This is a genomic window from Mesorhizobium sp. B2-4-17 (genome assembly GCF_006441275.1).
In the GTDB taxonomy this organism is placed as follows: Bacteria; Pseudomonadota; Alphaproteobacteria; order Rhizobiales; family Rhizobiaceae; genus Mesorhizobium.
This window is the reverse complement of record NZ_VFUX01000024.1, coordinates 1-25812: the sequence shown is the minus strand read 5'-3', so window position 1 is coordinate 25812 and position 25812 is coordinate 1. Positions and strand designations below refer to the sequence as shown.

Sequence of the window (25812 nt, the reverse complement as noted above, 5' to 3'; positions counted from 1 at the left end):
CCCCTCATCGCCGTGCCGGCGTTCGTTGCTCGAAAAGCCAAGCAGTTGGCTTTTCGTCCGCTGCGCGGACCACGCCTCACCTCCCCGTATAGTGACGGGGAGAAGGGGCTTGCCGCGACGCTGGCGCCTCTTCCTGCAACGCTGGCGATTGGCGAAATCATCCGGCCTAGCGCCCTTCTCCCCGTTGCTATACGGGGAGAAGATGCCGGCAGGCAGATGAGGGGCGGCGCCAATCTTGGGTGATTGACGGCTTCCAAAATTGCCATCATTTCCGAAGAGTTGCTCCCGATGCTTGGGGACCACTCCTTGCCAATTGGCAGATGTATGCTATATATCTGCCAATCGGGAGCAGGAAAATGCAACTTCAGTCCATCGTCACCACACCGGCCACGGTCGGCAGCGCCATTTCGGATGAAGAGGCGGGCGCCTTGGCGCGCACCACGGTCAACCTGTTCAAGGCGTGGAACCTGACCGACCTCGAAGCCTGCATCCTGCTCGGCGGCATGTCGGCGCGCACCTGGGCGCGGTGGAAGGAAGGCGGCATCGGCAGGATCGACCGCGACCTGCGCACCCGCATGGCGCATCTGATGGGCATCCACAAAGGCCTGCGCTATCTCTTCACCGAGCCGGCGCGCGGCTATGCCTGGATCCGCAAGCCGAACGCCACTTTCGGCGGGCAGTCGGCGCTCGACCTGATGCTGCGCGGTGAAATCTCCGACCTTGCCGCCATGCGCGAATGGCTCGACGCGGAGCGTGGTGCATGGTGAGTGGGCTCGCGGTCCGGCGCCGCGTCCACTGGCCCCAGACTTTTCGGATCATCCGCTCCATCCATCCGCCGATCGACCTCTTCGAGGACATCGCCGATCCGCGCGACTGGGAGGCGCTGGCCGCCGTCGAGGAGAAGACCAATCCGCGCATAAGGCTCGAGATCGGCGATCTCGGCAAGGTGGCGGCGGCAAGGCGAGTTTCCGGTCCCGGCGCCAGCTTCGTCATGGCGCCCTTCGTGCATTGTTCGACGCTGCGGCCCGGCCGTTTCTCGGATGGCAGCTACGGCATCTATTATGCCGGCGACAGCGAGGATGTGGCGCTGGCCGAGACCATCCACCACCATCAGAACTTCATGCGCGCCACCAATGAGGATCCGGGCTGGACGGCTGACTTTCGCGTGCTCGTCGGCAGCGTCGACCGCGAGCTCGATGACGTTAACGCGGTGCCCGGCGTGCTCGACCCCGACGACTACACCGCCTCGCAGGCGGAAGGGCGGGCGCTGCGGGCAGGGGGCAGCGACGGGCTGGTGTGGAACAGCGTGCGAATGCCGGACGGGCAATGCATCGGCATCTTCTGGCCCGACGTCATCACCGTGCCGGTGCAGGGCCGGCACTACAGCTACCATTGGGACGGCGGACGCGTGGATTTCGTGCGCCAGCACGATACCGGCAAGGTGCTGGCGGTGACATGATGGGCTACGGCGCCGCACAAGCATGGTTGCCGATCCCGGCCGATCCGATCGAGCGGGGAGGCAGTCTGGTCGGCGACTGGAAAGTCAGCCGCACAATGATCGATTACCTGACCGGCGCGACCTACCGGTTCACTGGCGAGGTCATCGTGACGCAAGACGCCTTCATCGAGCACGGCACCATGCGGGTGGGCTCGCAGGAAATGCCTGCAAGCCGACGCTACCGGCTCGAGCCGGGCGAGGGGGTGACGCGCATCCTGCACGCCGATGGCCGCGACTTCATTGAACTGGAGGCGAAAGCGGCGCAAACCGTCCGGCATCTGTGTGGCGCCGACCTTTATGTCGGGCGCTTCTTCTTTCGCGGCGCGGGTCAATGGGCCGAGGCGTGGCGCGTCAAAGGTGCGCACAAGAACTATGCGAGTCTTGGGCGGTTTCGGCGCATCCACGATGCGGTTCGGGCATCATACAGTTCGTGAGGCCGGCGCGTGCGAAAGTCGCGAAGCCGTCCTCACCCTGGCGCGATCGGCATCCGCCATTCCGGATCAGCGCACCACCAGCACCGGGATCTCGGTGTAGGAGAGCACTTCCGCCGTCTGGCTGCCCAGAAGCAGCCTGCCCAGTCCGCGGCGGCCATGCGAGGCCATGACGATCAGGTCGCAGCCCAGGGCCTGCGACAGTTCCAGGATCGCTTCGGCGGGCCTTTTGTCCTCGACATGGACAACCTCGGCGGAGACGCCGGCCGCATCGGCTGAAGCCTTGCACTTGTCGAGAACCTCCTTGCCGTATTTGCGCGCTTCCTCCTGGAAGACCGCCAATTCATCGCCCGCCGCATAACCGGCCATGGCGCCGCCCCAGGCGAAGATCGGGAATTGTTCCGAGACGGTGACGAAGGTGACGGTGGCGCCGACGCCCTTGGCCAGCGTGAGGCCGTGGGCGACGCCCTTGCCGGCCAGTGCCGATCCGTCGGTGGCGATGAGCAGATGTTTGTACATGATGATCTGACCTGTTCTGCAAGGGCCGATGCCCCTGGGGTGGCGGGAGCCCGAAAAGGGCTGATCCTGATATAGGCGCGCCGTCGAGGCCCTTACAGGGCCAGCGCGATGCGGATCAGGGCCAGGCGAGGGCATCCCGAAGCGCGTGGACATCAACTCCACGACCTTACGGATCGGTAAGGCGACGGCGATACGCCGGTAAGGTCGGCCCCGCAAGATGGCGGTCACGGGACTGTGGGTTGCCAGGGAACTCGCCGCATGTCCATCGTGGACATCCAACTGGATCGACGAGACCGAGCATGACCGCCGACCGCCGCAAGGCCTTCCGAACCCTTGGGGCCATTGCCTTAGGCTTTCTGATCCTGAGTATGGGAAGCGGGCCGGCAGTGGTTTCCGCCTTGGCGGCGGGCGCCGCCATTCCCGTTGTCGCCGATGTGGCGCGCCGGACCGATGTTCCGGTGTTCCTCCTCGGACTAGGCTCCGTCGCGCCGCTGCGCACGGTGACCGTGACCAGCCGGATCGACGGCCAGCTGGTCAAGCTCGACTTCACCGATGGTCAGGATGTGCATGCCGGCGACCTGCTTGCCGAGATCGACCCGGAGCCCCTGCAGGCGGCGCTCGGGCAGGCGCAGGCCACCAAGACGCGGGACGACGTGTCGCTGGCCAATGCCAGGCTCGACCTCGCCCGGGCGCAGACCCTGACCACCAAGGGCGTCGGCTCCACACAGGTGCTGGACACGGCAAAGGCGACCGTGGCGCAGCTCGAGGCGACCGACAAGGTCGACCAGGCCGCCATCGACATCGCGCAGATCCAGCTCGGCTTCACCCAAATACGCTCGCCGCTGGATGGACGGGTTGGCATCCACATGGTCGACGCTGGCAACATCGTCCGTGCCAGCGATACGGGCGGCATCGTCCGCATCAGCCAGATCCACCCGATCGCGGTGGATTTCTCGCTTCCGTCCGACGCCCTTCCGCGCATCCAGGCCGTGATGAAGGCAGGCAACGCCGCCGTGGTCGCGCAGGACAATGGCGGCCAGCAACTGGCCTCCGGCCGGCTGAGCGTTGTCGACAACCAGATCAACGGCGCCACCGCGACGATCAGGATACGCGCCGTCTTCGACAATGCCGACGACCGGCTGTGGCCGGGACAATTCGTCAATGTCCGCGTCCAGGCGGATCTGCGGCGCGGGGTGGTCACCGTCCCGGTGACGGCGATTGTGCGCGGTCCCGAGGGGACGTATGTTTTCGTCGTCGGCAAGGACAGGCACATCGTCAAACGGCCTGTGACGGTAGCGTATTCGAATGCCGAGCTGGCAGTTGTCGGGAAGGACGTCCAGCCCGGCGATACCGTCGTCACTGACGGCCAATACCGCATCCAGGAGGGAGATGTGGTCGACGTCACCGGCCCGGCCCAGGCGGCGAACTAGCTCCATGAACATATCCGCGCCCTTCGTCATCCGGCCGATCGCCACCACGCTGCTGGCCATCGGGGTGACGCTGGTGGGTCTCGTCGCCTATTTCCTGCTGCCGATCGCCGGCGTGCCGCAGGTCGACATCCCGACGCTGCAGATATCTGCCCACCTGCCGGGCTCCAGCGCCGAGACGATGGCGACGACGGTCGCGGCACCGCTGGAGCGGCAGCTCGGGCTGATTTCGGGCGTGACGTCCATCAGTTCGAGCAGTTCGCTCGGCCGTACCTCGATCCAGGTCGAATTCGACCTCGACCGCACCCTCGACGGCGCCGCGCAGGATGTGCAGACCGCGATCAGCGCGGCCAGCGGCGATCTGCCGAAGGACCTCCCCAGCCCGCCGACCTATGAGAAGGCCAATCCGGCCGACGCCCAGCTGATGTCGATCGCCGTCACCTCCGCCGATCTGCCGATCGACAAGGTCGACGACTATGTCGAGAACTACCTGGCGCTGCAGCTGTCGCGGGTCACCGGCGTCGGCCTCGTCGACTTCCATGGCGAGCAGAAATCGGCGGTGCGCATCCAGGTCAACCCGTCGGCGGCGGCCGCGCTCGGGCTCAGCCTGGAGGACATCCGGTCGGCGATAGCGACAGCCAGCGTCAACGCGCCCAAGGGCACCCTGGATGGGCCTCGGCAGTCGCTGACGCTGGCCGCCACCGACCAGCTGTCCACCGCGGCGGCCTTCAACTCGGTGATCGTCGCCTATCGCAACGGCGCACCGGTCCGGGTCAGCGATATCGGCACGGCCATAGACGGCGTCGAGGATATCAGGCAGGCGGCGTGGCTCGGCAGCCAGCGCGCCGTCATCATCGACGTCCACAAGCAGCCCGGCTTCAACATCAACCAGACGGTGCAACTGATCAAGAACGTGCTGCCGGAGCTTCAGCGCACGCTGCCGCCCTCGGTCAAGATGCAGATCCTGGGCGACCGCACCCAGACAATCCGGGCTTCGGTCTCCGAGGTGCAGTTCACCATGGCGATCAGCATCGGCCTCGTCGTGCTGGTCATCTTCCTGTTCCTGCGGCATGTGCGCGCCACGCTCATTCCCAGCATCACCATTCCTGTGTCGCTGCTGTGCACCTGCGCGGCGATGTATCTGCTCGGCTACACGATCGACAACGTCTCGCTGATGGCGCTGACCATTGCGGTCGGCTTCATCATCGACGACGCCATCGTCATGGTGGAGAACATCATCCGCCACATCGAGAATGGCGAAGCGCCGCTGCAGGCGGCGCTGGACGGATCGCGCGAAATCGGCTTCACCATCATCTCGATGACGCTGTCGCTGGTCGCCGTCTTCATCCCGCTGCTTCTGATGGGTGGGCTGATCGGCCGGCTGTTCCGCGAATTCGCGGTCGCCGTCAGCATCGCCATCATGATGTCGGGCCTGATTTCGCTGACGCTGACGCCGATGATGTGCGGCCGGCTCTTGAAACCGATCGACCGCGATGCCCGCGAGAACATCGCGTCGCGGGCCCTTGAAGCAGCCTTCAATGGCATGCTGTACGTCTATGAGGTCGGCTTGCGCTGGGTGCTGCGCCACAAGCCGGTGATGTTGCTGTTCATGGCGGCGACGCTCGGCGCCACCTTCTATCTCTACCAAATCATCCCGAAGGGTTTCTTCCCGCAGCAGGACAATGGCACCATTTCCGGTTCTTCCGAGGCAGCCCAGGACATCTCTTACGACGCCATGGTGCGGCGCCAGCACGAACTGGCCAAGGTGGTGACCGCCGATCCCGATGTGCAGACCGTCTATTACTGGGTCGGCGCCAACCCGACCGTGAACAGCGGCCGGCTGATGATTGACCTCAAGCCGCTGAGCGAACGTCATGCGACGGCGACGCAGGTGATCAACCGTCTGCGCAAGGCGGCGGCCAAGGTGGAAGGCATCGCCCTGTTCGGCCAAGCCCGGCAGGACGTGCAGATCGGCGCACGGGTCAGCAAGACGCAGTACCAGTACACGCTGCAGGATCCCGATGTGAACGAGCTGTTCAAATGGGCGCCGATCATGCTGTCCAAGCTGCAGACCCTGCCCGAGTTGCAGGACGTGACGGGGGATTTGCAGGCGAGCGCGCCCAGGATGACGCTCAAGATCGACCGCGATCTGATCGGCCAGCTCGGCATCACCCCGCAGGCCGTGGACGACACGCTGTATGACGCCTTCGGCCAGCGCCAGGTGGCGACGATCTTCACCCAGCTCGACCAGCACCATGTGGTGATGGAGCTGCAGCCGCGCTTCCAGGAGGATGCGTCGGCGCTGGCGCGCCTGTTCGTGCGCTCCAGCACCAGCGGGCAGATGGTGCCGTTGTCGGCGCTGGCGCATTACGAGACGTCGGTGTCGCCGCTGACGATCAACCACCAGGATCAGTTCCCGGCGGTGACGCTGTCATTCAACCTGGCGGCCGGCCATTCGCTCGGCGACGCCATTTCAGCCATCCAGAAGCTCGAACGATCGATGATCCTGCCGCCGACGCTGACGACGCGCTACCAGGGCTCGGCCAAGGTGTTCCAGTCGTCGCTGGCCAACCAGCCCTATCTGATCCTGGCGGCGATCATCGCCGTCTATATCGTGCTCGGTATTCTCTATGAGAGCTTCGTGCACCCGCTCACCATCCTGTCGACGCTGCCGTCGGCGGGCGTCGGCGCCTTCCTGGCGCTGATGGCGCTCGGCTATGATTTCTCGCTGATCGCCCTGATCGGCGTCATCCTGCTCGTCGGCATCGTCAAGAAGAACGCGATCATGATGATCGACGTCGCGCTCGAGGGCGAGCGACGGCGGAACCTGTCGGCGGAAGATGCCATCTACGAGGCCTGCGTGCTGCGCTTCCGGCCGATCATGATGACGACGATGGCGGCGCTGCTTGGCGGCCTGCCACTGGCGCTGGGCAGCGGCGCCGGGTCCGAACTTCGCCGGCCGCTGGGCATCGCCATTGTCGGCGGCTTGCTGCTGTCGCAGTTCCTGACGCTCTACACCACGCCCGTCATCTACATCTATCTCAGCCGGTTCAGCCATCTCAGGTGGTTCTGGCGCCGCAAGGCCGATCCCGAAATCGTCGTGCCCGCCGCCGGGCCGGCGCTGGCGGCGGGCCCACAGGCGGAGATTCGGCAGATGCCGCCTCGACCGAAGCCGCACGAGCGGGCGGCGAAGCGGCGCTGAAGCGGGTGTCGTTGCTGCCGGGACTTTCCCCGTGCCGTGCGGACCGCTACAGCTTGGCCCGACACAACGAAAGGCCGAGCGGATGAGCAGCGCGCTACCCCAAATCCACCTGGTCCGGCATGGCGAGACGGCGTGGAGCCTTTCGGGGCAGCACACCGGCCGCACCGACATGCCGCTGACGCCGGCCGGCGAGGCCGCCGCGCGGGGCGTGGCGGAGCGGCTGAAAGGCCTGGCGTTTTCGGCCGTATGGTCGAGCCCCTCGCAGCGCGCCTACAACACCAGCGTGCTTGCCGGCTTTGGGGAGCGGAGCGTCAAGATAGACGATCTGCAGGAGTGGGATTACGGCGCCTATGAAGGGCGCACGACCAACGATATCCTGGCCGAGCGGCCCGGCTGGAACGTCTTTCGCGACGGTTGCCCGCAAGGCGAGACGGCGGCCGATGTCGGCGCCCGTGCCGACAGGATCGTCGACCGCCTGCGCAAGGCCAATGCCGACATACTGATCTTTTCCAGCGCGCATTTCCTGCGCGTGCTCGCCGCCCGCTGGCTCGGCCTGCCGCCCGAAGGCGGCGCTCTGTTCGTGCTCGACACGGCCAGCATCAGCGTGCTCGGCTACGAGCACGACCTCGGCGAGCCGGTCGTGCGCAAGTGGAACCTGAAATAGGGCGCTCTATTTGTCGAACTTCCGGATCGCCTCGGCGGTCACGGGCGTGAAGAAATTCACCAGATTGCCGTCCGGATCGCGAAACAGCAACGAGCGGTTGCCCCAGGGCATGGTGGTCGGCTCCTGCACGGTCGTGGCCTTGATGACGTCCGACAGGCGGGCGAACTCGGCATCGACGTCGGCGACGCGGAATTCGATGATGGCGGTGTGGTTGTCGGCGGGGCGGGCGATGTCGCCGCCGAACAGCATCAAGGTGCGCGTGCTGCCGATCGCCAGCGTGCAGGCCGGCGTCGCCAGTTCGGCGAAGTCTTCCGTGTACACCGTCACCGGCATGCCGGTGATCTCGCCGTAGAAGCGCACGAGGCGCTGAACATCCGATGTGATGATGCGGACAGAGACGAAATTCATCGCTTTGGCTCCTTGATCGCTGAAGCCGCGACCGGCTCCTGATCGATCTATAGGCCAGGCCTCCTGACAGCTTTCCGTCAGGAGACGGCGCGGCTGTCATTCATTCGCCTGTTTGCCAAAGCCAGGATTGGGGCAATAGACTGGAAGGCCCATCGCCGATCGCTTGGGCGCAACGTCAACAACAGCCTGGAAGGAATGGATGATGACGACACTGTTCGTGAGACATGCCGTGTCCGATTACAAGGCATGGCGCAAGGTCTATGACGCGTTCGCCCCGGTTCAGAAGGCCAGCGGCGTAAAGGCTGAGAGCGTCTACCAGGCGGCGGACAATCCCAACGACGTCACCGTGACCCATGACTTCGCCAGTGCCGCCGACGCGCGCGCCTTCATCGAAAATCCAAAATTGAAAGAAGCGATGGCGAGCGCCGGCGTGGTCGGCGCGCCCACCATGTGGATCACCAACAAGGCCTGATTTGGCCAGGAGCGGTTCATTGTTTCATGGAAACGCCGAATCGCTCCATTCCCTTGTTTTAACGCAATTCCAGCCTGGCGGGGGAGGCTTGTTCACCACCCACCAGCACCAATTCCTCCTGCGTCAAATGCCGCGCGGTGCCCTTGCCGAGGTCGCCCAGCGGCAGCCGGCCGATGGCGATGCGGATCAGGCGCTTGACCTCGATGCCGTGCGCTGAAAGCAGGCGGCGGATGTGTCGGTTTTTGCCTTCGTCGAGCACGATCTCCAGCCAGGCGGTGCGGCCGCCGCTGCGCAAAAGCGCGATCGAACTTGCCGTCAGGGTCTCGCCATCGACGGTCACCCCTGCGCGCAGCGCGTCCAGCATCGCCTCGTTCGGCACCATGCCGACCTGCACATGATAGGTCTTGGGCAGATGCGAGGCCGGGTCCATCAGCCGGTTGGCGAAGCGGGTGTCGTTGGTCATCAGGAGCAGGCCTTCGCTCGCCTTGTCGAGACGGCCGACCGGCGAGACGAAGGGCAGGTCGAGCCCTTCGAGGCAGGCGTAGACGGTGCCGCGCTGCTGCGGGTCGTCGCGGGTGGTGACCAGCCCGCGCGGCTTGTTGAGCATCAGGTAGACCTTGCGCTCGGCAACGACCTCTTCGCCGTCGACGCTGATCTTGTCGCGGTTCATGTCCACGCGCTGCTCGGGATCGCGCACCACCTTGCCGCCGACACGCACGCGGCCCTCAGCAATCAGCACCTGCGCCCGCGTGCGTGAGCACAGGCCGAGCTTTGAGAGCGCGCGGTTCAGGCTGACGCCCGGCGGGGTGGGTCGCGCGCCGCTGTTTGGTGTTCCTCGTCGTGCCATGCCGATCGCCGGTGTTGGTTGGCCGACTGATGGCATGAGCGGCGAGGCGTGTGCAAGACATGGCCTCGCCTTCTCCCGGCAAGGGAGAAGGCGGGTCGCGTTGCCTCAGGCGGCTGCCTTCTCGTTCGCGATGCCGTTCAGCACAGCAAGCGCGTCGGCCGGCAGGTCGAGGTCCGCGGCCGCCAGGTTTTCCCGGAGATGGCCGACCGAGGAGGTGCCGGGGATGAGCAGGATGTTGGGCGCGCGGCGCAGGAGCCAGGCGAGCGCCACCTGCATGGGCGTCGCGCCGAGTTTGCGAGCGACATTGGCCAGCGTGTCCGACTGCAGCGGCGTGAAGCCGCCGAGCGGGAAGAACGGCACATAGGCAATGCCGTCAGCACCAAGAGCATCGATCAGCGCGTCGTCGTTGCGGTGGGCGATGTTGTAGAGGTTCTGCACGCATACGATCGGGACGATGCGGCGCGCCTCCTCGATCTGCGCAAGCGTGACGTTGCTCAGACCTATGTGCTTGACCAGGCCCTGCCGCTGCAGTTCAGCCAGAACCGTCACTTCCTTCGCGATCGAGCCCTCGGATGGTTCATGCAGGCCGTCATGGCGGCGGAAGTTGACGACATCGAGCGCATCGAGGCCGAGATTGCGCATGTTATCGTGCACCGCCGGCCTGAGTTCTTCCGGCGCGAAGGCCGGAACCCACGCGCCCTTGTCGTCGCGCCGGGCGCCGACCTTGGTGACGATGGTGAGGCTGGCGGGGTAGGGGTGCAGCGCCTCGCGGATGATCTGGTTGGTGACGTGCGGGCCGTAGAAATCGCTGGTGTCGATGTGGTCGACGCCGCTGGCGATAGCCTCGCGCAGCACGGCGATCGCCGCGTCGCGGTCCTTCGGCGGGCCGAACACGCCGGGTCCGGCCAGTTGCATGGCGCCGTAGCCCAGGCGCTTCACGATGCGGTCGCCGAGTTTGAAGGTTCCGGCCTTGCTGATGTCGGTCATGGTCTCATCTCCTTTTGGATCGGCCCAATATAGACTTCGAGCATCTGCACGATAATATGGTGCAATCGGAACACCCTGTGCGGAAAGACGAACAATGGCGGCGGATCTTGGTGACCTCCAGGCGTTCATGGCGGTGGCGCGCGCCGGTGGCTTCCGCGAAGCGGCGCGGGTGAGCGGCGTCAGCGCTTCCAGCCTCAGCGAGACGGTGCGGCGGCTGGAGAGCGGGCTCGGCGTGCGGCTCCTCAACCGCACCACGCGCAGCGTCGCGCCCACCGAGGCCGGCGCGCGGCTGCTGGAGCGGCTGGGGCCGGCACTCGGCGAGGTCGAGGCGGCACTCGACGTGGTCAACGGCTTTCGCGGCCGTGCGGCCGGCACGCTGCGGCTCAACGTGCCGGTCGTCGCCGCGAAACTGGTACTGCCGCGCCTGTTGCCGCCCTTCCTCGCCGCCTATCCCGACATTCGGCTGGAAGTGACCGCCGAGGACAGTTTCGTCGACATACTGGCATCGGGCTGCGATGCCGGCATCCGCTATGACGAGCGGCTGGAGCAGGACATGATCGCCGTGCCGATCGGCCCGCGCCGACAGCGTTTCGCCACCGCCGCCGCGCCAGCCTATCTCGACCGGCACGGCCGGCCCGGCCATCCGCGCGACCTGCTCGATCACGCCTGCCTGCGCGGCCGCTTCGCCAGCGGCGTGACGCCGCCCTGGGAGTTCGAGCGCGACGGCGAGGTGGTGAGCGTCGACCCGACCGGCCCGCTGCTGGTCAGCACCGGCACCGCGATGTCGCTCGCGCTCGAGGTGGCGGTCGCCGGCGGCGGTATCGTCTCGCTGTTCGAGGACTGGCTGCGTCCCTATTTCGACGACGGCAGGCTGGAACCGGTGCTGGAGCCCTGGTGGCAGGAGTTTTCAGGCCCGTTCCTCTACTATCCCGGCCGCCGCCTGATCCCGGCGCCGCTGCGCGCTTTCATCGATTTCATCGGCACGATGCGATGGGGGTGAGTGCAACGGGCATGCCGCCGCATGCTTGTCTCTTCCGCCGGAGGTCAAATACCTTGTGTAACACTTTGTTGTCATTGAGGGTCTATCGAGGAGGCGATACGGCGAAAGCCCGGTAAGAGGAAAGGCGCGCGATGGGTTCGCCCTGGTCCGAATTGCTGGCCAATCTCGCGGTCGTTGCGATGTTCGTTTCGGTCTGGATCCACACGCATGTGTGGCTGGACCGCAGGCCGGCCATGGCGAAGGCGGTGGCCTTCGGCCTGCTGATGGGCGCCGGTGCCATCATCCTGATGCTGACCCCCATGCAGTTGCAGCCGGGTGTCCTGGTCGACCTCAGGACGACAATGATCGGGCTTGCCGGCTTCTTCGGCGGTCCTGTCGCCGGCATCGTCGCCGGGGTCATGGCCGGAGCGTTCCGGACTTTCGAAGGCGGCATAGGCGCCTTTGCCGGCGCGGTCGGGATCGCGGCCACCATGCTGATCGGCATTGCCGGCAACCTTGCCCTCAGGGGCCGCCCGCCCGCCATGGCCGATATCATGATCCTTGGCGCGGCGGCCGCGGCCGGATCGCTGCTTGGCCTCTCCGTCCTGCCGCGAGCCGTCCTGCAGACCGTTCTGCCGGAGGTGGCGCTGCCTTCCACCTTGCTCATCTTCGTCTCCGTGGCGATGTCGGGGCTTGCGCTTCACCAGGAGCGGCGTCGTCTCGAAGCGTTGCAGTCCAGGCGCATCTTCAAGGCCGTGGTGGAGACCTTGCCCGACTGCCTCAACGTCAAGGACCTCGACGGGCGGTTCATCATCGCCAATCCGGCAACGGCCGAGCTGATGCATGCGCCTGATGCCAGGGCGCTGATCGGCAAGACTGATTTCGACTTCTATCCGCGCGAAACGGCGCAGGAATTCCGCGAGGACGAGCTTGCCGTGCTGGCGTCCGGCGTCTCCTCCACCATCGAACAGCGCCTGCACCACGAGGACGGGACCGACGGCTGGCTGGCGACCTTGAAAGCGCCGTTTCGCGACAAGACCGGGGCGGTCGTCGGGCTGATCACGCACAACCGTGACATCACCATACGCAAGCAGCTGGAGACCGAGCTGGCGGAAAGCCAGGCGAGGCTCGGAGACGCGCTGACGCACATGGCCGATGGCCTGGTGATGTTCGACCCCGACGGCATGCTGGTGCTGTGCAACGCACAGTACCGCGCCATGTTTCCGAGGACGGCCGACATCAGGGTGCCCGGTGCCGACCATCGCAATATCTTGCGCGCCTCGGCGGCGCGCGGCGAAGGGATCACGCCGCCGGAGGCGGTCGAGGACTGGATCGCCGACGTGATGGCCTCGCAGACGCTTGCCAGCCACCGCCAGGTGCGGCTCGCCGACGGGCGCTGGCTGGATGTGCGGACCCGGCCGACCGGGAACGGCGGAAGCCTCAGCGTGTTTTCCGACATCACCGAGGCCAAGCAAGTCGAGGCTGAATTGCTGATGGCCAACGAAAAGCTGAATCTGCTTGCGCATCGCGACGGGCTGACCGAACTCTTGACGCGGCGGGCCTTCGACGACGCGCTGTCGCGCGAGTTCGCCCGCTGCCGGCGCAACATGAAACCGCTCAGCCTGCTCATCATCGACGTCGACTGGTTCAAGCAGTTCAACGACCATTACGGCCATCCGGCGGGTGACGAATGCCTGCGCGCCGTCAGCCGCTGCATCGAGGCGACGGCCCGCCGGCCGGTCGACGCGGCAGCCCGGTATGGCGGCGAGGAGTTCGCGCTCATCCTGCCTGAAACCGACGCGAGAGGCGCCTTCGTCATTGCCGAAAACCTCAGGAGCAAGGTGCGCGACCTCGCGCTCACCCATGCCGGCAGCGAAAAGGGCATCGTCACCGTCAGCATCGGGGTCGGTACCTTCGAGGGCGGCGCGGTGATCGAGATCGCCGATCTCATCAGGCGCGCCGACGAGGCGCTGTACGGGGCCAAGGCCGCGGGACGGGACCGCGTGCATGGCTGGCGCCCGCATCTCAGCGAGCCACGCTCGACCGGTTCCGCGCGCAAGCCGTGAGGCTGTCACAGGCTTGTCATGGTCCGCTGCGATTAATCCATAAATCTGGATAAATGGATTGATGGACAAGACAGCGGCATTGCTGGCGCTCGCCGCGCTCGGCCAGGAAACTAGGCTGGAGGTGTTCCGGCTGTTGGTTCGCGCCGGGCCCGAGGGGACGCCGGCAGGCGAGATCGCCACGCGGCTGGGCGCGGTGCAGAACACCATGTCGGCGCATTTGAAGACCCTCGGTCAAGCCGGGCTGGTGCATGCCGAACGCGAGGGGCGCAGCATTCGCTACACCGCCGACATGACCGGGTTTCGCGACCTCCTGGCCTATCTGATGGAGGATTGCTGCAACGGCCAGCCGGAGCTTTGCCAGCCGATCATCCAGGCCGTGACCTGCAAATGTTGAGGTGGGAGCCATGACCGACCTTCGACGCCGTCTCGCGGCCGAGGCGCTGGGCACCGCCATGCTGGTTGCCACGGTGGTCGGCTCGGGCATCATGGCCAGTCGGCTGACCGGTGACGCCGCGCTTTCGCTGCTTGGCAACACGATGCCAACCGGCGCCATGCTGGTGGTGCTTATCGCAACGCTGGGACCGGTCTCCGGCGCCCATTTCAACCCGGCGGTCACACTGGTTTTTGCGCTGCGGCGCGAAATCGACTGGTTCGCGGCGCTGGCTTACGTCGCCATGCAGGTCCTCGGCGGCCTCGTCGGCACGCTGGTGGCGCATGCCATGTTCGAACTGCCATTGCTGGAGATTTCGGCAACAGTGCGAAGCGGGCATGGGCAGTGGCTGGCCGAACTGGTCGCGACCTTCGGCCTGGTCTTCACCGTCCTTGCCGGCCTGCGCTTCCGGGACGATGCCATCCCCTGGCTGGTCGGGCTCTACATCACCGCTGCCTACTGGTTCACCGCCTCGACCTCGTTCGCCAATCCGGCGGTGGCCATCGCCCGCGCCTTCTCGAATACGTTTGCCGGAATCCGGCCATCCGATGTCCCGGCCTTCATAGCCGCGGAATTGGCAGGTGCGCTGCTTGCCCTGTCGCTGGCCGGCTGGCTGCTGGCGGACCCCAGAATCCTTACCCGGATGAAAGCCGCGCCATGACCATCACCATCTATCACAACCCCGACTGCGGCACGTCGCGCAACACGCTGGCGATCATCCGCCAGTCCGGCGAGGAGCCGCAGGTGATCGAGTATCTGAAGACGCCGCCGTCGCGCGGCAGGCTTATCGAATTGCTCGAGGCGATGGCGATGACGCCGCGCGAGTTGTTGCGCGAGAAGGGCACGCCTTATGCCGAACTCGGCCTCGGCGATCCCAAGCGGAGCGACGACGAGATCCTCGATTTCATGCTGGCGCACCCGATCCTGATCAACCGGCCGATCGTGGTCAGCCCGCTCGGCGTCGTCCTGGCCCGGCCGTCCGAGGCGGTGCTCGATTTTCTGCCCAACCCCGACATCGGCCCGTTCACCAAGGAGGACGGCGAGATCGTCGCCGACGCCGGCGGCAAGCGGGTTGTCTGAGCCACTACTTCGGCCGGTCTCGGAACTTGCGCCAGTCGACGCCATCGGCAATGGCGGCATTGCCTTTGGCGGCTTGCCGGTCGACACTGCTCCGCAGCACAATTCAAAAGCTTCCGCCCATGACTGGAATGTTTCCCGCCACCTCCATGCCTGACCGAGATTGGTGGGAGGTGCTTTGGCCAGAGCCGTCGGGTCTTTTGCTGTCGTTAGGTATCGAGCCCGGCATGACGGCTCTCGATCTGTGCTGCGGCGATGGCTATTTCACCGCTCCGCTTGCGAAAATCGTCGGTGGGCGCGTCTATGGGCTCGACCTCGACCCGGACATGATCGTGGCGGCCAAGGCCGAAGTGGAGCGGCGCGGCGTTTCGGTCCTGGAATGGATTGTTGCGGATGCCGGCGAAGTTGCGGAACTTGTGCCTGAAAAAATCGATTTTGTGCTGATGGCCAACACCTTCCACGGCGTGCCCGACAAGCCAGCCCTTATCAAAGTCGTGGCCCGTGTGCTCAAGCCGCGCGGTCTGTTTGCGCTCGTCAATTGGCATCAGCGGCCGCGAGAGCAGACGACCGTGCTTGGCAAGCCGCGCGGCCCCGGGACAGAGATGCGCATGTCACCCGAAGCTATGGTGGCGGTTTTGGAGGCCAATGGTTTCCAGCTTTTGCGAATGGTTGATCTACCGCCGTATCACTACGGGGCAGTGTTCGAACACAGGGAATGATACGAAATCTCCCCTCCCAGTGCGAGGTGGGCGCCTGTTGCAGGACACCGGATTGTGGGCTCGATCACCCTATAGTATGCCCACCCACCAAAGAAACACGGCGAAGGTCGCGGCGAATACAGCGAGGGTGTAAATGGTAAGGAGCAGCAGGACGGGGAAAAAATCGCTGTCGAAGACTGCCACGATCGGATGAATTTTTTTGTGATCCCCTTGAGAGTCCCCGATGTCGTTGCGCGTTAAGTCATTTTCGACCGCCGAGGCTCCGGTATTTTGATTTGAAACTTTTTCTGCCGTGCTCAAAATTCTTTTGGCGATGTCTTCGCTCTTCGCGGGACCTTCGGATAGGCGATCCCGCCTGGCCGCTTTGGTGAACAATTGAACGCCACGCATGCTCATGGCTACTAAGCTTCTTGCCTGACTTATGTTCCTTCAAATGTCAGCTTCGCATGCATTTCGTGCGGTGACGCTTGATCCGTCGGTGATCCTGCTGATGCCGCATTTCGGCATTGGCATCCTCGGATGCGGATTGGATTGGCGGTGCTCGATTCCTTCCAATCCGGACATCGGCCCGTTCACCAAAGAGGATGGTGACGCCGGCAAGCGGCTCGTCTGAGCTTTATTTCGGCCTCAGAACTTGCGCGGGTCGATGCCCTTGGTGCCCGGACCGTAGGGGCTCGGATAGATTTCGCCAATGGTCATCAGTTCGATCTCGCCATCGAGCGTCGAGCCGATGATCTTGACGTCGGGATCGTCGCAGCAGAACTCCCAGATCACCTGCCGGCATTCGGCGCATGGCACGCCCGAATAGGGGCCGTGGCAGACGATGGCCTCGATCTGCCGCTCGCCCGCCGCCGCCATCTGCATCACCGCGTTGCGCTCGGCATGCACCGATTGCTGCAAGGTTACGATTTCGACATTGCAGGCGGAGAACAGCCGGCCCGAAGCGGTGCGCACGGCCGAGCCGACCTTGTGGTTGGAGTAGGGCGTGTAGGCCTTGTCGCGCGCCTCGGCGGCGGCGGTGACGAGGGCCTGGTCGGCGCTTGAAAGTTTGTCGAAGCTGGTCTTCTGGAGGCGCTCGCCCGCATCCGAGCCGCCGGCCATGAAGAGATGGCTGACGGGCTGCAGCCGGGCGTCATCGACCTCGCCTTTCCGGTCATCGGGCCGTTCGGGCCACTCGGTCGCGGCACTCACCGTACCCTATGTGGCGACCACCTACAGCGTGCTCGACCTTGCCACCGTGCGCCGCCACGCCGCGCAGGCGGCCGGGGAGATCGGGCTGGTCCTGGCGCCGGAGTCATCGCAATGACCGGAGATAACGGGTCAGTTTGAATCTAAGCCGGGCGAGTCGGCCAGAATAGCCAGAGCAACGCCGCTGCCGCGACTATCCAGACCGCGATCATGAATATCAGGCCGGCCTTGCTTACCGGCTTGGCGCGTCGGGTCGCTTCATCCCGGAATTCCCGCATCAGATCGACCGGGACCAGCTTGACCGCCAGCATGATCCCCAGCGGCACAATGATGAGGTCGTCCAGATAGCCGATGATCGGAATGAAGTCGGGGATCAGGTCAATGGGGCTCAGCGCGTAGGCGGCGACCGCACCGGCAACCGCCTTGGCATGCCAAGGTACGCGTGGGTCGCGGGCGGCAAGCCAGAGGGCGACGACATCACGCCTGATGGCTTTGGCCCATTTTCTGGTCGCATTCAAAATCCTCAAACCAGCGCTCGTTTCTTGCAAGGGCCGCGCGCGGCCGGTGGCTGTAGTGGCTATCGCCGGGTAATACGCAGGGAAGCACGAATTCGCATAAGATGTATTGCCCCACTATCGGTGCGGACGGCCGATCATAGTCGGGTGACCGGCGGGCGCCTCTAACGGCTTGCCACCTCGTGCCGCCGAACGAGGCGGTACTCATGCCAGATCAGCCAGATGACGATGAGATCGAACAGGGTGAGCACGATCAGCCCCGCCGAATGGGTATAGCTGAAGCGGTAGAGCTGATAGACGATGAACAGCAGCAAGGCCACCAGCGAGGCCGGATAGGCCCATAGCTTGCCTCTCAGCAGGCCCACTACCAGGGCAATCTTGATGAGGCCGTGGCTGAGCAGGTAGAACGCGTAGAAATGCTGCGTGCCGACGGAGAAATGGCTCGCCGCGTGCATCAGATGGCTGGCGATGAAATCGTTCGGGTCCTCGGTCAGCTCTTCCTGTGTCAGCCTGTTCACCAGCGACACGATCGTGCTGGTGCTGACAAAAGCGAGCAGCAGACCGCCGACGCATTCGACCAGCGCATGTGCGCCCTTAAGCAGTAGGCTGACCTCGAAAATCTGGTGGACACGCTGCTCGTTCATGCGGTCTCCTGTCCCGTGGCGTGGCGCTTCGACGTTCAACCGGCCGGGCGTCATGGCGCCGGGTAATCGTCCGGCTTCTGCGGCTTCGGCCGCCGGGCGAGGTCGCGGATACGGTCGGCGACCGCACCGTCCAGCGGGTTGTAGACGATCATGTTCAGGTCCGGCCGGCCGTCGACCGCGAAAGCCGAGTATTCCAATTCGATGTCGCCGAGTTCCGGGTGCTTCAGGCGCTTTGTCCCGTCGCCGTGGCTGAGCACGTCGTTTTCCCGCCACAGGGCGGCGAATTCGGGGCTGACGCTGCAGAGTTCGTCGACCAGCTGGGTGACCTCGGACACCGCGCCGGCGCGTGCCGCGTCGGCCCGGAACGCGCCCACCACGAAACGGGCGAGGTTTTCCCAATCGTGTTGCTTGGCGCGGATAGTGGGACTGCGGAACATGAAGCGCAGGATGTTGCGCTGGCCGGCGGGCAGGGCGCCGTAGTCGGTCAGCACCACTTCGGCGGCGCGGTTCCAGGCAACGACATCCCAGGTGGCGGTCTTGATCAGAGCTGGGCTGGCATCGAGCGTGTCGAGCAGGCGCTGGAGGCGAGGGCTGACGCCGTCGGCCCCGATGTAGCGGACTTCGGGCGGGCGCCCCAGCCCGAGCATGAAAAGATGTTCGCGTTCCGCCTCGGTCAGAAGCAGTCCCTTGGCGATCCGGTTCAGCACATCGGCCGAGGGCGCGCCGCCACGGCCCTGCTCCAGCCATGTGTACCAGGTCGGGCTTATGTTGGCGCGCTGGGCGACCTCTTCGCGGCGCAGCCCCGGCGTGCGCCTGCGCCCGGAGAAGCCGAACGATGCCGGATCGAGCCGGGTGCGGCGGTCTTTCAGGAAGGCTGCGAGCGAACCGGCGGAATGGATGGGCATGACCGAGCCTGTTAGCAACTATACCATGATAAGGTCACTACTTTAATGGAATAATAGATCGGGGATACTGCGCCTGCAACTGTGCAGGAGATTTTGCATGCGTATCTTTCTCACCGGCGCGACCGGCTTCATAGGTTCGGCGCTTGTTCCCGAACTCATCCAGGCGGGCCATCAGGTGATTGGCGTGACCCGCTCCGACGCTGGCGCGGAGGCGCTGGCCGCGGCCGGCGCCGAGATCTGTCGCGGAACCCTCGAGGATCCCGACGGTCTGCGCGACGGCGCGGCGAAGGCGGAAGCGGTGATCCACACGGCGTTCGACCATGATTTCTCGCGATTTGTCGAGAATTGCGAAAAGGACAGGCGCGTCATCGCGGCCCTCGGCTCGGCCCTTGCTGGATCCGACCGGCCGCTGGTGATCACATCCGGTGTCGGCATGGGCAGTCCCGGACATGGCGAACTGGCGGTCGAGGACGTCTTCAATCCCAGCCACGGCAATCCGCGCATCGCCTCGGAACTCGCGGGCAACGACTTGCTGGAGGCCGGCATCAACGTGTCCGTGGTGCGCCTGCCGCAGGTCCACGATACGGTCAAGCAAGGGCTGATCACGCCGCTGATCGACATTGCGCGCCAGAAAGGCGTCTCGGCCTATGTCGGCGAAGGCCGCAACCGCTTCTCCGCGGGCCATGTTCTCGACGCGGCGCGCCTTTTCCGGCTCGCCGTGGAAAAGCGGCAGGCCGGCGCCCGCTATCACGCTGTCGGCGAGGAAGGCGTCGAGGTGCGCGCCATCGCCGAGGCGATCGGGCGGGGCCTCAACGTGCCGGTCGTTTCGATCGCGCCTGAACAGGCGGCGGAGCATTTCGGCTGGATGGCGATGTTTGCCCCCATGGACCTGCCGGCCTCCAGCGCGCTGACCCAGGCACGGCTCGGCTGGCATCCGACCGGGCCGACGCTGATCGCCGATCTTGACGCAATGCAATACTGATGTTCCGGCAAAGCGCCTTCAGCCGGAGGTGACGGCGTAGCGCAAATGGACGAGACCGTGCGCGAGGGCTTTGCAGTCGGTGAGGGACAACTGGACCTTGCCGGCGAGGCCGCTCCCGCCGAACTCGACAAAACCCTGGTTTGCCGCCCGCGCATCGAGCGCGGGGGCAACGAGAAGGCTGAGTTCATCGACGAGGCCCGCCGCGAAGAAGGAGCCGTTGATGCCGGCGCCGCCTTCGAGCAACAGCCGGCGGATGCCGAATTCACGCCCGAGCACCTCGGTCATGGCGGCGAGATCGATGTCCGTCGTCTCCGAGACGATATAGGACACGCCGTCGCCGGCAAGCTCGGCCAGATGGCTGTCGGCGACGCCGTGGCCAAGCAGCACCACGACATGGTCGCCGCCGATGTCTGACTTGGAAAAGTGGAGCTTGCCCGAGGCATCGAGCGCCACGGCGAAGCGGCCCACGTCGCGTCGGGCGAAATGATGCGGCCGCTTGACTTTGCCGGCATGCGCCGGCGGGTGCGCGTCGGCCTTGCTCATCTCGGCCATGGTGACACGGCCGACGATCCAGGCGTCGCCTTCGAGATCCCCGTGGACCTGTTCATAGACGCCTGACCATTCGGCCCGGGTTCCGTCCGGGCTTGTGGTGTAGCGGCTCGGATGGAGACTGCCATCAAGCGATGCGAGCATATGGCAGATGATGTGCGGTTTCATGCAGTTCTCCAACTCATGGGCTTTGAAAATTCCCGTCGGCATTGCGCCTCGTCGTCTTGAGTGACCACCTCAAGCCGCCTCAAGCTCCATCACTTTCTCGGCAGCCTTCGCGAGAAACCCGGACCGGGTATAGCCATGGGCTTCGGCAAAGGCATCAATCCGTTGGAGAACGTCGTCCGGCAACGTCACGTTGATACGCACGGTCTTCCTCGCCTCGGTCTTGGCCGCGACGAGGATTGCAACACCGTCACGATTAACGGCGTCCGCCATCACAGCTTCCAAACTGGAAGGCTCCGGAATTGCATCGCCATCCTCGATCAAGCCTTCGATATGGAGGGCGAGGGCCTCTTCAGCCATCAGCCGCGCTTCATCCAGATTCCTGCCCGCGGTAATCACGCCCGGGAAGTCAGGGAAAGACACGCCGAAGTCGCTGCCGACATCCCTATGGATTAGTCCGATATACTGCTTCATGTCCGTCACCTCAGTTTCAGTCCTGCCTGCTTTTCGATGCTGCGCAGAGTGCCTATCGGGATATCGCGCTTGGGGTGAGGAACGGTGACCCGCCCTTGCTTGTCGCGGTGTTTGAACTGCGCATGACTACCTTTTCGGGCAACCTCGAACCAACCATCAGCTTGCAGCAGGCGGATAATCTCGGCACTGGTCATGTGTATTTATACACATTGAAAGGCAGGATTTCAACAAGGGCGTGAAAACGGCACTCCCGCTTTCCGGCTCGAACCGCCGAAGGATACCCCACAATCCAAAATTCAGACAATTCCGATAATTCACGATCGGGCACTGTTATATCGATGTTGCACAAACGGTTGACCCTGGGTTAGCATCCTCTTGCTGACGCCGATCGGAGGAATTTGAAGCGGCGGTCAGCTGGAGCGGCATGCGCCATCGGGCGCAAGGAGGATGCTCCAACACTTTGAACCGACGCATGATCCTTCCTGAAACCGGTCCCGGTTTCCGGGGCCGTGCGTTCTTGTGGAGGAGGATCACCCATGAACAGACGTGAATTCCTGATGACGTCCGTGGCCGCGGGCGCCTTGGTGCTGGCCGCACGTTCGGCGTTCGCCGAGGACAAGCTGACCATATTGGGCTCGGTGCCCAATCTCGGCTTTCCGTTCTTCGTGCACATGCTGAACGAGATCAAAGCCGAGGCGCAGGCTCAAGGGGTCAACCTGACCGAGAGCGACGGCCAGAATTCGGCCACCAAGCAGACCGCCGATATCGAGGCGGCGCTGGTGCAGAAGGTCAATGCCATCGTCATTTCGCCGCTCGACGTCAACGCTCTGGCGCCGGCCATCGAGGAAGCGGTGAAGGCCGGTGTTCCCGTGGTGACGATCGACCGCCGCGTCGATGGCGTCCAGGGCATCCTTGCCCATGTCGGCGCCGACAACGTCAAGGGCGGCGAGGCGGAAGCGCAGGCCGTGGTGGCGGCATTCCCCAACGGCGCCAAGCTGTTCCACCTGCAGGGCCAGCCGGGCGCGGGTCCGGCGATCGACCGCAACAAGGGCGTGCACAATGTGCTCGATCCCGTGAAGGACAAGTACCAGATCATCTTCGAGCAGACCGCCAACTTCGCCCGCGCCGAGGCGCTGTCGGTGACCGAAGCCGGCCTTGCCGCCAACGGCAAGCCGGACGCCATCATCTGCGCCAATGACGACATGGCGCTGGGCGCGCTCGAAGCCTGTGCGGCACGCAACTTCACCGACGTCAAGATCTATGGTTTCGACGCGCTGCCGGAAGCGCTGGTCGCCGTGCGCGACGGCAAGCTTGCCGGCACGGTCGAACAATTCCCCGGCCAGCAGTCGCGCACCGCCGTGCAGATCGCTGTCGCCTACGCCAAGAGCAAGACCGAGCCGAAGGAGAAGCTGGTGTTGCTGACGCCCATCGTCATCGGCAAGGACAATCTCGACAAGGCCGAGAGGCTGAACGAGACGAAGTAGGGGCGCCATAGTGGGTAGGCTGGCGGGGTGATGTTCTGCGAGCAGGACCAATCGCCGACATTGGTGCTGCCCCTCATCCGCCTGCTGGCACCTTCTCCCCGTATAGTGACGGGGAGAAGGAATGCGCTCCAACGCTGGCGCCCCCTTCTCCCCGTCACTATACGGGGAGAGGGTGAGGGTGAGGGGCAGCGCAGACATCTCAAGTCTCGGGGAGCACTCCTTGCAGCCACCTGAACCCGCATCGCCCGTCCTGCTTGCCGTCGAGGGCGTCACCAAGCATTTCGCCGGCGTCACCGCGCTGAGCGACGTCTCGCTCGAGGTCAGGCCCGGCGAAATCCTCGGCCTGCTCGGCGAAAACGGCGCGGGGAAGTCGACGCTGCTCAAGATCCTGTCGGGCGTCATGCCGCCGTCGAGCGGGCGCATCATTTTCGACGGCGCCGACTACCAGCCGGCGAGCCCGCAGGACGCCAAGCAGCACGGCATCGTCACCATCTACCAGGAACTCAGCCTGATCCCGACGCTGACGGTGGCGGAGAACATTTTCATCGGCCGCGCGCCGACCGGGCCGCTCGGGCTGGTGAGTTGGCGCAAGATGGAGCAGGACTCCCGCGCCATCATCGCCCGTGTCGGCCTCACCATCGACCCGATGACGCCGGTGTCGGCGCTGTCGGTGGCCGAGCAGCAACTGGTCGAGATCGCCCGCGCGCTGTCGCTCAAAAGCCGGCTGATCATCATGGACGAGCCGACCTCGGCGCTGACCGAGACCGAGGTGCAGCGGCTGCTGTCGATCATGGACCGGCTGCGCCAGGACAAGGTCGCCATCATGTTCGTCACCCACCGGCTCGAGGAGGCATCGGCCATCTGCGATCGCATGACGGTGCTGCGCGACGGCAGGCTGGCGGGGCATCTCGACCGTGACAACGGGCGGCCGATAAAATTGCCACGGATCATCGAAAAGATGGTGGGACGCGCCGCCTCAGAACTCTATGCGCGGCCTGTACAGCGCGCGGTCGCCGGCGATGTCGTGCTTTCCGTACGGGGCTTGCGCACCGTGCGCGATCCCGAGGCGCCGCACGCCATCGTGCTCGACGGCGTCGATATCGACCTCAAGGCCGGCGAGATCCTTGGCGTCGCCGGCCTCGTCGGCTCGGGCCGCACGGAACTGGCGCGCGCCATCTTCGGCGCCGACCGCATCGCGGCGGGCACGATCACGCTCGACGGCAAGCAAATCGCGCCGGCTTCACCGGCCGACGCCATCGCGCTCGGCATCGGCCTTGTGCCGGAGGATCGCAAGCACCAGGCGATCTTTGCCGCGCTCGGCATATTGCCGAATTTCTCCGTCGCTTCGCTCGGGCGGTTCAGCAACGGTTTCGGCTTCATGGCCGAGCGGCGCGAGCGCGACGCGCTCTCGGGTTTCCGCAAAATGCTGTCGATCCGCATGGCGTCGGCCGAACAGGCGATCGAGGGCCTGTCGGGCGGCAACCAGCAGAAGGTGATCCTGGCGCGCTGGCTGGCGCGCGATCCAAAAGTGCTGATCGTCGACGAGCCGACGCGCGGCGTCGATGTTGGCGCCAAGGCGGAAGTCCACCAGATCCTGGTGCAGCTGGCGGCGCGCGGCATCGCGGTGATGATGATCTCATCCGAACTGCCGGAAGTGCTGGCGGTGTCGGACCGCATCGTCACCATGCGCCGGGGCCGCATCACCGGCGAGATGCCGGGCGTCGAGGCAAATGAGGAAAAACTGATGGAACTGATGGCGCTCGACAAGCAGGATGCGAGGGGGCAGGACGCGCTCGGGCCGGAAGCACTCGGGCAGCAAGCACTCGGGCAGGATGGGGAGGGGCTGACATGATGAGCATCGCCGAGGAACAGAGCCAGCGCGGCGGCGCCACACTCGCAAGGCTTTTGATGAGCTTCGGGCCGCTGCTGTTCCTGGCAGCCCTCGTCGTCGTCTTCACCGTGCTGAAGCCGAGCTTCATCGACCCCATCAACCTATTCAACATCACCAGGCAGATCTCGATCACCGGGCTGATCGCGCTCGGCATGACCTTCGTCATCCTCACCGCCGGCATCGACCTTTCGGTCGGCTCGCTGCTTGCCTTCTGCGGCATGGTGGCCGCCGTCGTCGCCAAGGGCGGCGCGGCCAACACGCTGTCGCTGTCGACCTCAGGCACGCAGGGCTATGGCTGGTTCGCCGCACTTCTCGCCGCCGTTCTGGTGGGAGCGGCCGCCGGCGGCGTGCAGGGCCTCGCCATCACAAGGCTGAAAGTGCCGCCCTTTGTCGTGACATTGGGCGGGCTGACGGTGTTTCGCGGGCTGACGCTCACCATCTCCAATGGCGGCCCGATTTCGGGTTTCGATGCCTCGATGCGCTGGTTCGGCACGGGGCTGATCGGCCCGGTGCCGGTGCCGGCGATCATCTTCGCCATTGCCGCCATATTGTGCCACATCGTGCTGCGCTACACGCGCTATGGCCGTGCCGTCTATGCCGTCGGCGGCAATGCGGAGGCGGCACGGCTGTCCGGCCTGCGCGTCGACCGCATCCTGGTCTCGGTCTATGTCATCGTCGGCTTCTTCGCCGGGCTCGCCGCTTTCGTGCTGTCGGCCAGGCTGAATTCCTCGGAAGCGGTGGCTGGCATCGGCTACGAACTGACGGTGATCTCGGCCGTCGTCATCGGCGGCACATCGCTGTTCGGCGGCATCGGCTCGGTCGGCGGCACGGTGGTTGGGGCGGCCCTGATCGGCGTGCTGCAGAACGGGCTGCAGTTCAACAACGTCTCGTCCTACACGCAAAGCATCGTCATCGGCCTGATCTTGATCCTGGCGGTGGCCTTTGATCGCTGGCTGAAGTCGCGGGTGAGGCGGTGAGGAGACGTTTGCGCGAGGCACCCCCTCTGTCCTGCCGGACATCTCCCCCTCAGGGGCAGGGCTATCGCATATGGAGGCCGAGGCTTTCGCCCTACGAGTACCCCCACCCCTAACCCTCCCCACAGGGGGGAGGGAGACTTCCGTCGATGCCGATCCTGCAGATTGAGCATGTTTTTCGATGCCGGGGCGGAAGTAAGATGCGCGCGGCAGCGTTCCCTCCCCCTTGTGGGGAGGGTGTAGAGACCGGGGAGATGGTGGACAGGCGTTCGGAGACATCGTGGACACTTCCCGAGCATCGAATCGGGAGGGACG

The 25812-nt window shown here is 65.0% G+C and carries 31 protein-coding genes; 19 read left to right on the top strand and 12 right to left on the bottom strand.

The window, feature by feature from the left end:
- Positions 1-356: 356 nt before the first annotated feature.
- Genes FJ548_RS19365 through FJ548_RS19355 form a run of 3 tightly spaced genes read left to right on the top strand, consistent with a single transcriptional unit; the run spans position 357 to position 1932 of the window.
- The gene (locus tag FJ548_RS19365) at positions 357-767 is read left to right on the top strand and encodes an MbcA/ParS/Xre antitoxin family protein (protein ID WP_140611808.1); all 411 of its coding nucleotides are present in this window, start codon (positions 357-359) and stop codon (positions 765-767) included.
- Positions 761-1459, top strand: coding sequence for an RES family NAD+ phosphorylase (locus FJ548_RS19360; protein ID WP_140778707.1), 699 nt, complete (start codon positions 761-763; stop codon positions 1457-1459). The genes FJ548_RS19365 and FJ548_RS19360 overlap by 7 nt, the downstream gene beginning before the upstream one ends.
- Positions 1456-1932 carry a DUF6314 family protein gene (locus tag FJ548_RS19355; RefSeq protein WP_140778706.1) on the top strand — a complete coding sequence of 159 codons (477 nt, stop codon included), beginning with the start codon at positions 1456-1458 and terminating at the stop codon, positions 1930-1932. Before FJ548_RS19360 ends, FJ548_RS19355 begins: the two co-directional genes overlap by 4 nt.
- Positions 1933-1998: 66 nt before the next feature.
- Here FJ548_RS19355 and FJ548_RS19350 read toward each other — a convergent pair whose 3' ends face one another.
- A complete protein-coding gene (locus tag FJ548_RS19350) occupies positions 1999-2448 on the bottom strand; it encodes a universal stress protein (RefSeq protein WP_140611802.1) in 450 nt (149 codons plus the stop codon).
- A gap of 299 nt (positions 2449-2747) precedes the next feature.
- On the opposite strand from FJ548_RS19350, the gene FJ548_RS19345 reads away from it, so the two are divergent.
- The 3 genes from FJ548_RS19345 to FJ548_RS19335 all read left to right on the top strand — a co-directional run bounded on the left by FJ548_RS19345 (position 2748) and on the right by FJ548_RS19335 (position 7741).
- Positions 2748-3878 carry an efflux RND transporter periplasmic adaptor subunit gene (locus tag FJ548_RS19345; RefSeq protein ID WP_140611800.1) on the top strand — a complete coding sequence of 377 codons (1131 nt, stop codon included), beginning with the start codon at positions 2748-2750 and terminating at the stop codon, positions 3876-3878.
- A 4-nt stretch (positions 3879-3882) separates the two neighbouring features.
- The gene (locus FJ548_RS19340; RefSeq protein ID WP_140778705.1) at positions 3883-7077 is read left to right on the top strand and encodes an efflux RND transporter permease subunit; all 3195 of its coding nucleotides are present in this window, start codon (positions 3883-3885) and stop codon (positions 7075-7077) included.
- A gap of 82 nt (positions 7078-7159) precedes the next feature.
- On the top strand, positions 7160-7741 hold the full coding sequence (locus FJ548_RS19335; RefSeq protein ID WP_140778704.1) for a histidine phosphatase family protein: 582 nt from the start codon (positions 7160-7162) through the stop codon (positions 7739-7741).
- 6 nt (positions 7742-7747) lie between these two features.
- Here the strand turns inward: FJ548_RS19335 and FJ548_RS19330 are convergent, their stop codons facing one another.
- A complete protein-coding gene (locus FJ548_RS19330) occupies positions 7748-8149 on the bottom strand; it encodes a VOC family protein (protein WP_140611794.1) in 402 nt (133 codons plus the stop codon).
- A 202-nt stretch (positions 8150-8351) separates the two neighbouring features.
- Here FJ548_RS19330 and FJ548_RS19325 point away from each other — a divergent pair, with 202 nt between their 5' ends.
- Positions 8352-8621 (top strand): cyclase, encoded by a 270-nt coding sequence (locus tag FJ548_RS19325; RefSeq protein ID WP_140611891.1) that lies wholly within the window; start codon positions 8352-8354, stop codon positions 8619-8621.
- A gap of 58 nt (positions 8622-8679) precedes the next feature.
- On the opposite strand, the gene FJ548_RS19320 is transcribed toward FJ548_RS19325, so the two are convergent.
- On the bottom strand, positions 8680-9468 hold the full coding sequence (locus tag FJ548_RS19320; protein ID WP_140778703.1) for a pseudouridine synthase: 789 nt from the start codon (positions 9466-9468) through the stop codon (positions 8680-8682).
- 105 nt (positions 9469-9573) lie between these two features.
- The gene (locus tag FJ548_RS19315) at positions 9574-10455 is read right to left on the bottom strand and encodes an aldo/keto reductase family oxidoreductase (RefSeq protein WP_140778702.1); all 882 of its coding nucleotides are present in this window, start codon (positions 10453-10455) and stop codon (positions 9574-9576) included.
- A 94-nt stretch (positions 10456-10549) separates the two neighbouring features.
- On the opposite strand from FJ548_RS19315, the gene FJ548_RS19310 reads away from it, so the two are divergent.
- The 6 genes from FJ548_RS19310 (at position 10550) to FJ548_RS19285 (ending at position 15726) form a co-directional block, all read left to right on the top strand.
- Entirely contained in the window at positions 10550-11455 is a 906-nt protein-coding gene (locus FJ548_RS19310; RefSeq protein ID WP_140778701.1) for a LysR family transcriptional regulator, read from the top strand.
- 131 nt (positions 11456-11586) lie between these two features.
- Positions 11587-13500: a diguanylate cyclase gene (locus tag FJ548_RS19305; protein WP_140778700.1), complete on the top strand. Its 1914-nt coding sequence runs from the start codon at positions 11587-11589 to the stop codon at positions 13498-13500.
- A gap of 61 nt (positions 13501-13561) precedes the next feature.
- Positions 13562-13894 carry a helix-turn-helix transcriptional regulator gene (locus FJ548_RS19300; RefSeq protein WP_140778758.1) on the top strand — a complete coding sequence of 111 codons (333 nt, stop codon included), beginning with the start codon at positions 13562-13564 and terminating at the stop codon, positions 13892-13894.
- Between the two features lie 10 nt (positions 13895-13904).
- Entirely contained in the window at positions 13905-14591 is a 687-nt protein-coding gene (locus FJ548_RS19295; protein WP_140778699.1) for an MIP/aquaporin family protein, read from the top strand.
- Entirely contained in the window at positions 14588-15010 is a 423-nt protein-coding gene (arsC, locus tag FJ548_RS19290) for an arsenate reductase (glutaredoxin) (RefSeq protein WP_140778698.1), read from the top strand. Before FJ548_RS19295 ends, arsC begins: the two co-directional genes overlap by 4 nt.
- A 119-nt stretch (positions 15011-15129) precedes the next feature.
- Positions 15130-15726 carry a class I SAM-dependent methyltransferase gene (locus FJ548_RS19285; RefSeq protein ID WP_140778697.1) on the top strand — a complete coding sequence of 199 codons (597 nt, stop codon included), beginning with the start codon at positions 15130-15132 and terminating at the stop codon, positions 15724-15726.
- Between the two features lie 69 nt (positions 15727-15795).
- Here FJ548_RS19285 and FJ548_RS19280 read toward each other — a convergent pair whose 3' ends face one another.
- Entirely contained in the window at positions 15796-16122 is a 327-nt protein-coding gene (locus FJ548_RS19280) for a hypothetical protein (protein ID WP_140778696.1), read from the bottom strand.
- A 64-nt stretch (positions 16123-16186) separates the two neighbouring features.
- Between FJ548_RS19280 and FJ548_RS29925 the strand changes: the two genes are divergently transcribed.
- Positions 16187-16339 carry a hypothetical protein gene (locus FJ548_RS29925; protein ID WP_181168848.1) on the top strand — a complete coding sequence of 51 codons (153 nt, stop codon included), beginning with the start codon at positions 16187-16189 and terminating at the stop codon, positions 16337-16339.
- 14 nt (positions 16340-16353) lie between these two features.
- On the opposite strand, the gene FJ548_RS19275 is transcribed toward FJ548_RS29925, so the two are convergent.
- Positions 16354-16827 carry a cytidine deaminase gene (locus FJ548_RS19275; protein WP_140778695.1) on the bottom strand — a complete coding sequence of 158 codons (474 nt, stop codon included), beginning with the start codon at positions 16825-16827 and terminating at the stop codon, positions 16354-16356.
- Here FJ548_RS19275 and FJ548_RS19270 point away from each other — a divergent pair.
- A complete protein-coding gene (locus FJ548_RS19270) occupies positions 16826-17032 on the top strand; it encodes a hypothetical protein (protein ID WP_140778694.1) in 207 nt (68 codons plus the stop codon). The genes FJ548_RS19275 and FJ548_RS19270 overlap by 2 nt on opposite strands.
- A 25-nt stretch (positions 17033-17057) precedes the next feature.
- On the opposite strand, the gene FJ548_RS19265 is transcribed toward FJ548_RS19270, so the two are convergent.
- The 3 genes from FJ548_RS19265 to FJ548_RS19255 all read right to left on the bottom strand — a co-directional run bounded on the left by FJ548_RS19265 (position 17058) and on the right by FJ548_RS19255 (position 18978).
- The gene (locus tag FJ548_RS19265) at positions 17058-17441 is read right to left on the bottom strand and encodes a YkvA family protein (RefSeq protein WP_140778693.1); all 384 of its coding nucleotides are present in this window, start codon (positions 17439-17441) and stop codon (positions 17058-17060) included.
- 152 nt (positions 17442-17593) lie between these two features.
- Positions 17594-18073 carry a DUF2127 domain-containing protein gene (locus tag FJ548_RS19260; protein ID WP_140767145.1) on the bottom strand — a complete coding sequence of 160 codons (480 nt, stop codon included), beginning with the start codon at positions 18071-18073 and terminating at the stop codon, positions 17594-17596.
- 50 nt (positions 18074-18123) lie between these two features.
- A complete protein-coding gene (locus FJ548_RS19255) occupies positions 18124-18978 on the bottom strand; it encodes a helix-turn-helix transcriptional regulator (protein ID WP_140778692.1) in 855 nt (284 codons plus the stop codon).
- Between the two features lie 97 nt (positions 18979-19075).
- Here FJ548_RS19255 and FJ548_RS19250 point away from each other — a divergent pair, with 97 nt between their 5' ends.
- Positions 19076-19960, top strand: a complete 885-nt coding sequence (locus FJ548_RS19250; protein WP_140778691.1) for an SDR family oxidoreductase — start codon at positions 19076-19078, stop codon at positions 19958-19960.
- Positions 19961-19978: 18 nt separating this feature from the next.
- Here the strand turns inward: FJ548_RS19250 and FJ548_RS19245 are convergent, their stop codons facing one another.
- The 3 genes from FJ548_RS19245 to FJ548_RS19235 form a co-directional block, all read right to left on the bottom strand.
- On the bottom strand, positions 19979-20677 hold the full coding sequence (locus FJ548_RS19245; protein WP_140778690.1) for a RibD family protein: 699 nt from the start codon (positions 20675-20677) through the stop codon (positions 19979-19981).
- A 69-nt stretch (positions 20678-20746) separates the two neighbouring features.
- Positions 20747-21148, bottom strand: coding sequence for a type II toxin-antitoxin system HicB family antitoxin (locus FJ548_RS19240; protein ID WP_140778689.1), 402 nt, complete (start codon positions 21146-21148; stop codon positions 20747-20749).
- Positions 21149-21153: 5 nt separating this feature from the next.
- Positions 21154-21342, bottom strand: a complete 189-nt coding sequence (locus FJ548_RS19235; RefSeq protein WP_140778688.1) for a type II toxin-antitoxin system HicA family toxin — start codon at positions 21340-21342, stop codon at positions 21154-21156.
- 342 nt (positions 21343-21684) lie between these two features.
- Between FJ548_RS19235 and FJ548_RS19230 the strand changes: the two genes are divergently transcribed.
- From FJ548_RS19230 to FJ548_RS19220, 3 genes are all read left to right on the top strand, one after another.
- Positions 21685-22632 (top strand): substrate-binding domain-containing protein, encoded by a 948-nt coding sequence (locus FJ548_RS19230; protein ID WP_140611754.1) that lies wholly within the window; start codon positions 21685-21687, stop codon positions 22630-22632.
- A 220-nt stretch (positions 22633-22852) separates the two neighbouring features.
- Positions 22853-24484, top strand: a complete 1632-nt coding sequence (locus tag FJ548_RS19225) for a sugar ABC transporter ATP-binding protein (RefSeq protein WP_140778687.1) — start codon at positions 22853-22855, stop codon at positions 24482-24484.
- Positions 24484-25500, top strand: coding sequence for an ABC transporter permease (locus FJ548_RS19220; RefSeq protein ID WP_140613585.1), 1017 nt, complete (start codon positions 24484-24486; stop codon positions 25498-25500). Before FJ548_RS19225 ends, FJ548_RS19220 begins: the two co-directional genes overlap by 1 nt.
- The last annotated feature ends 312 nt before the right edge of the window (positions 25501-25812 follow it).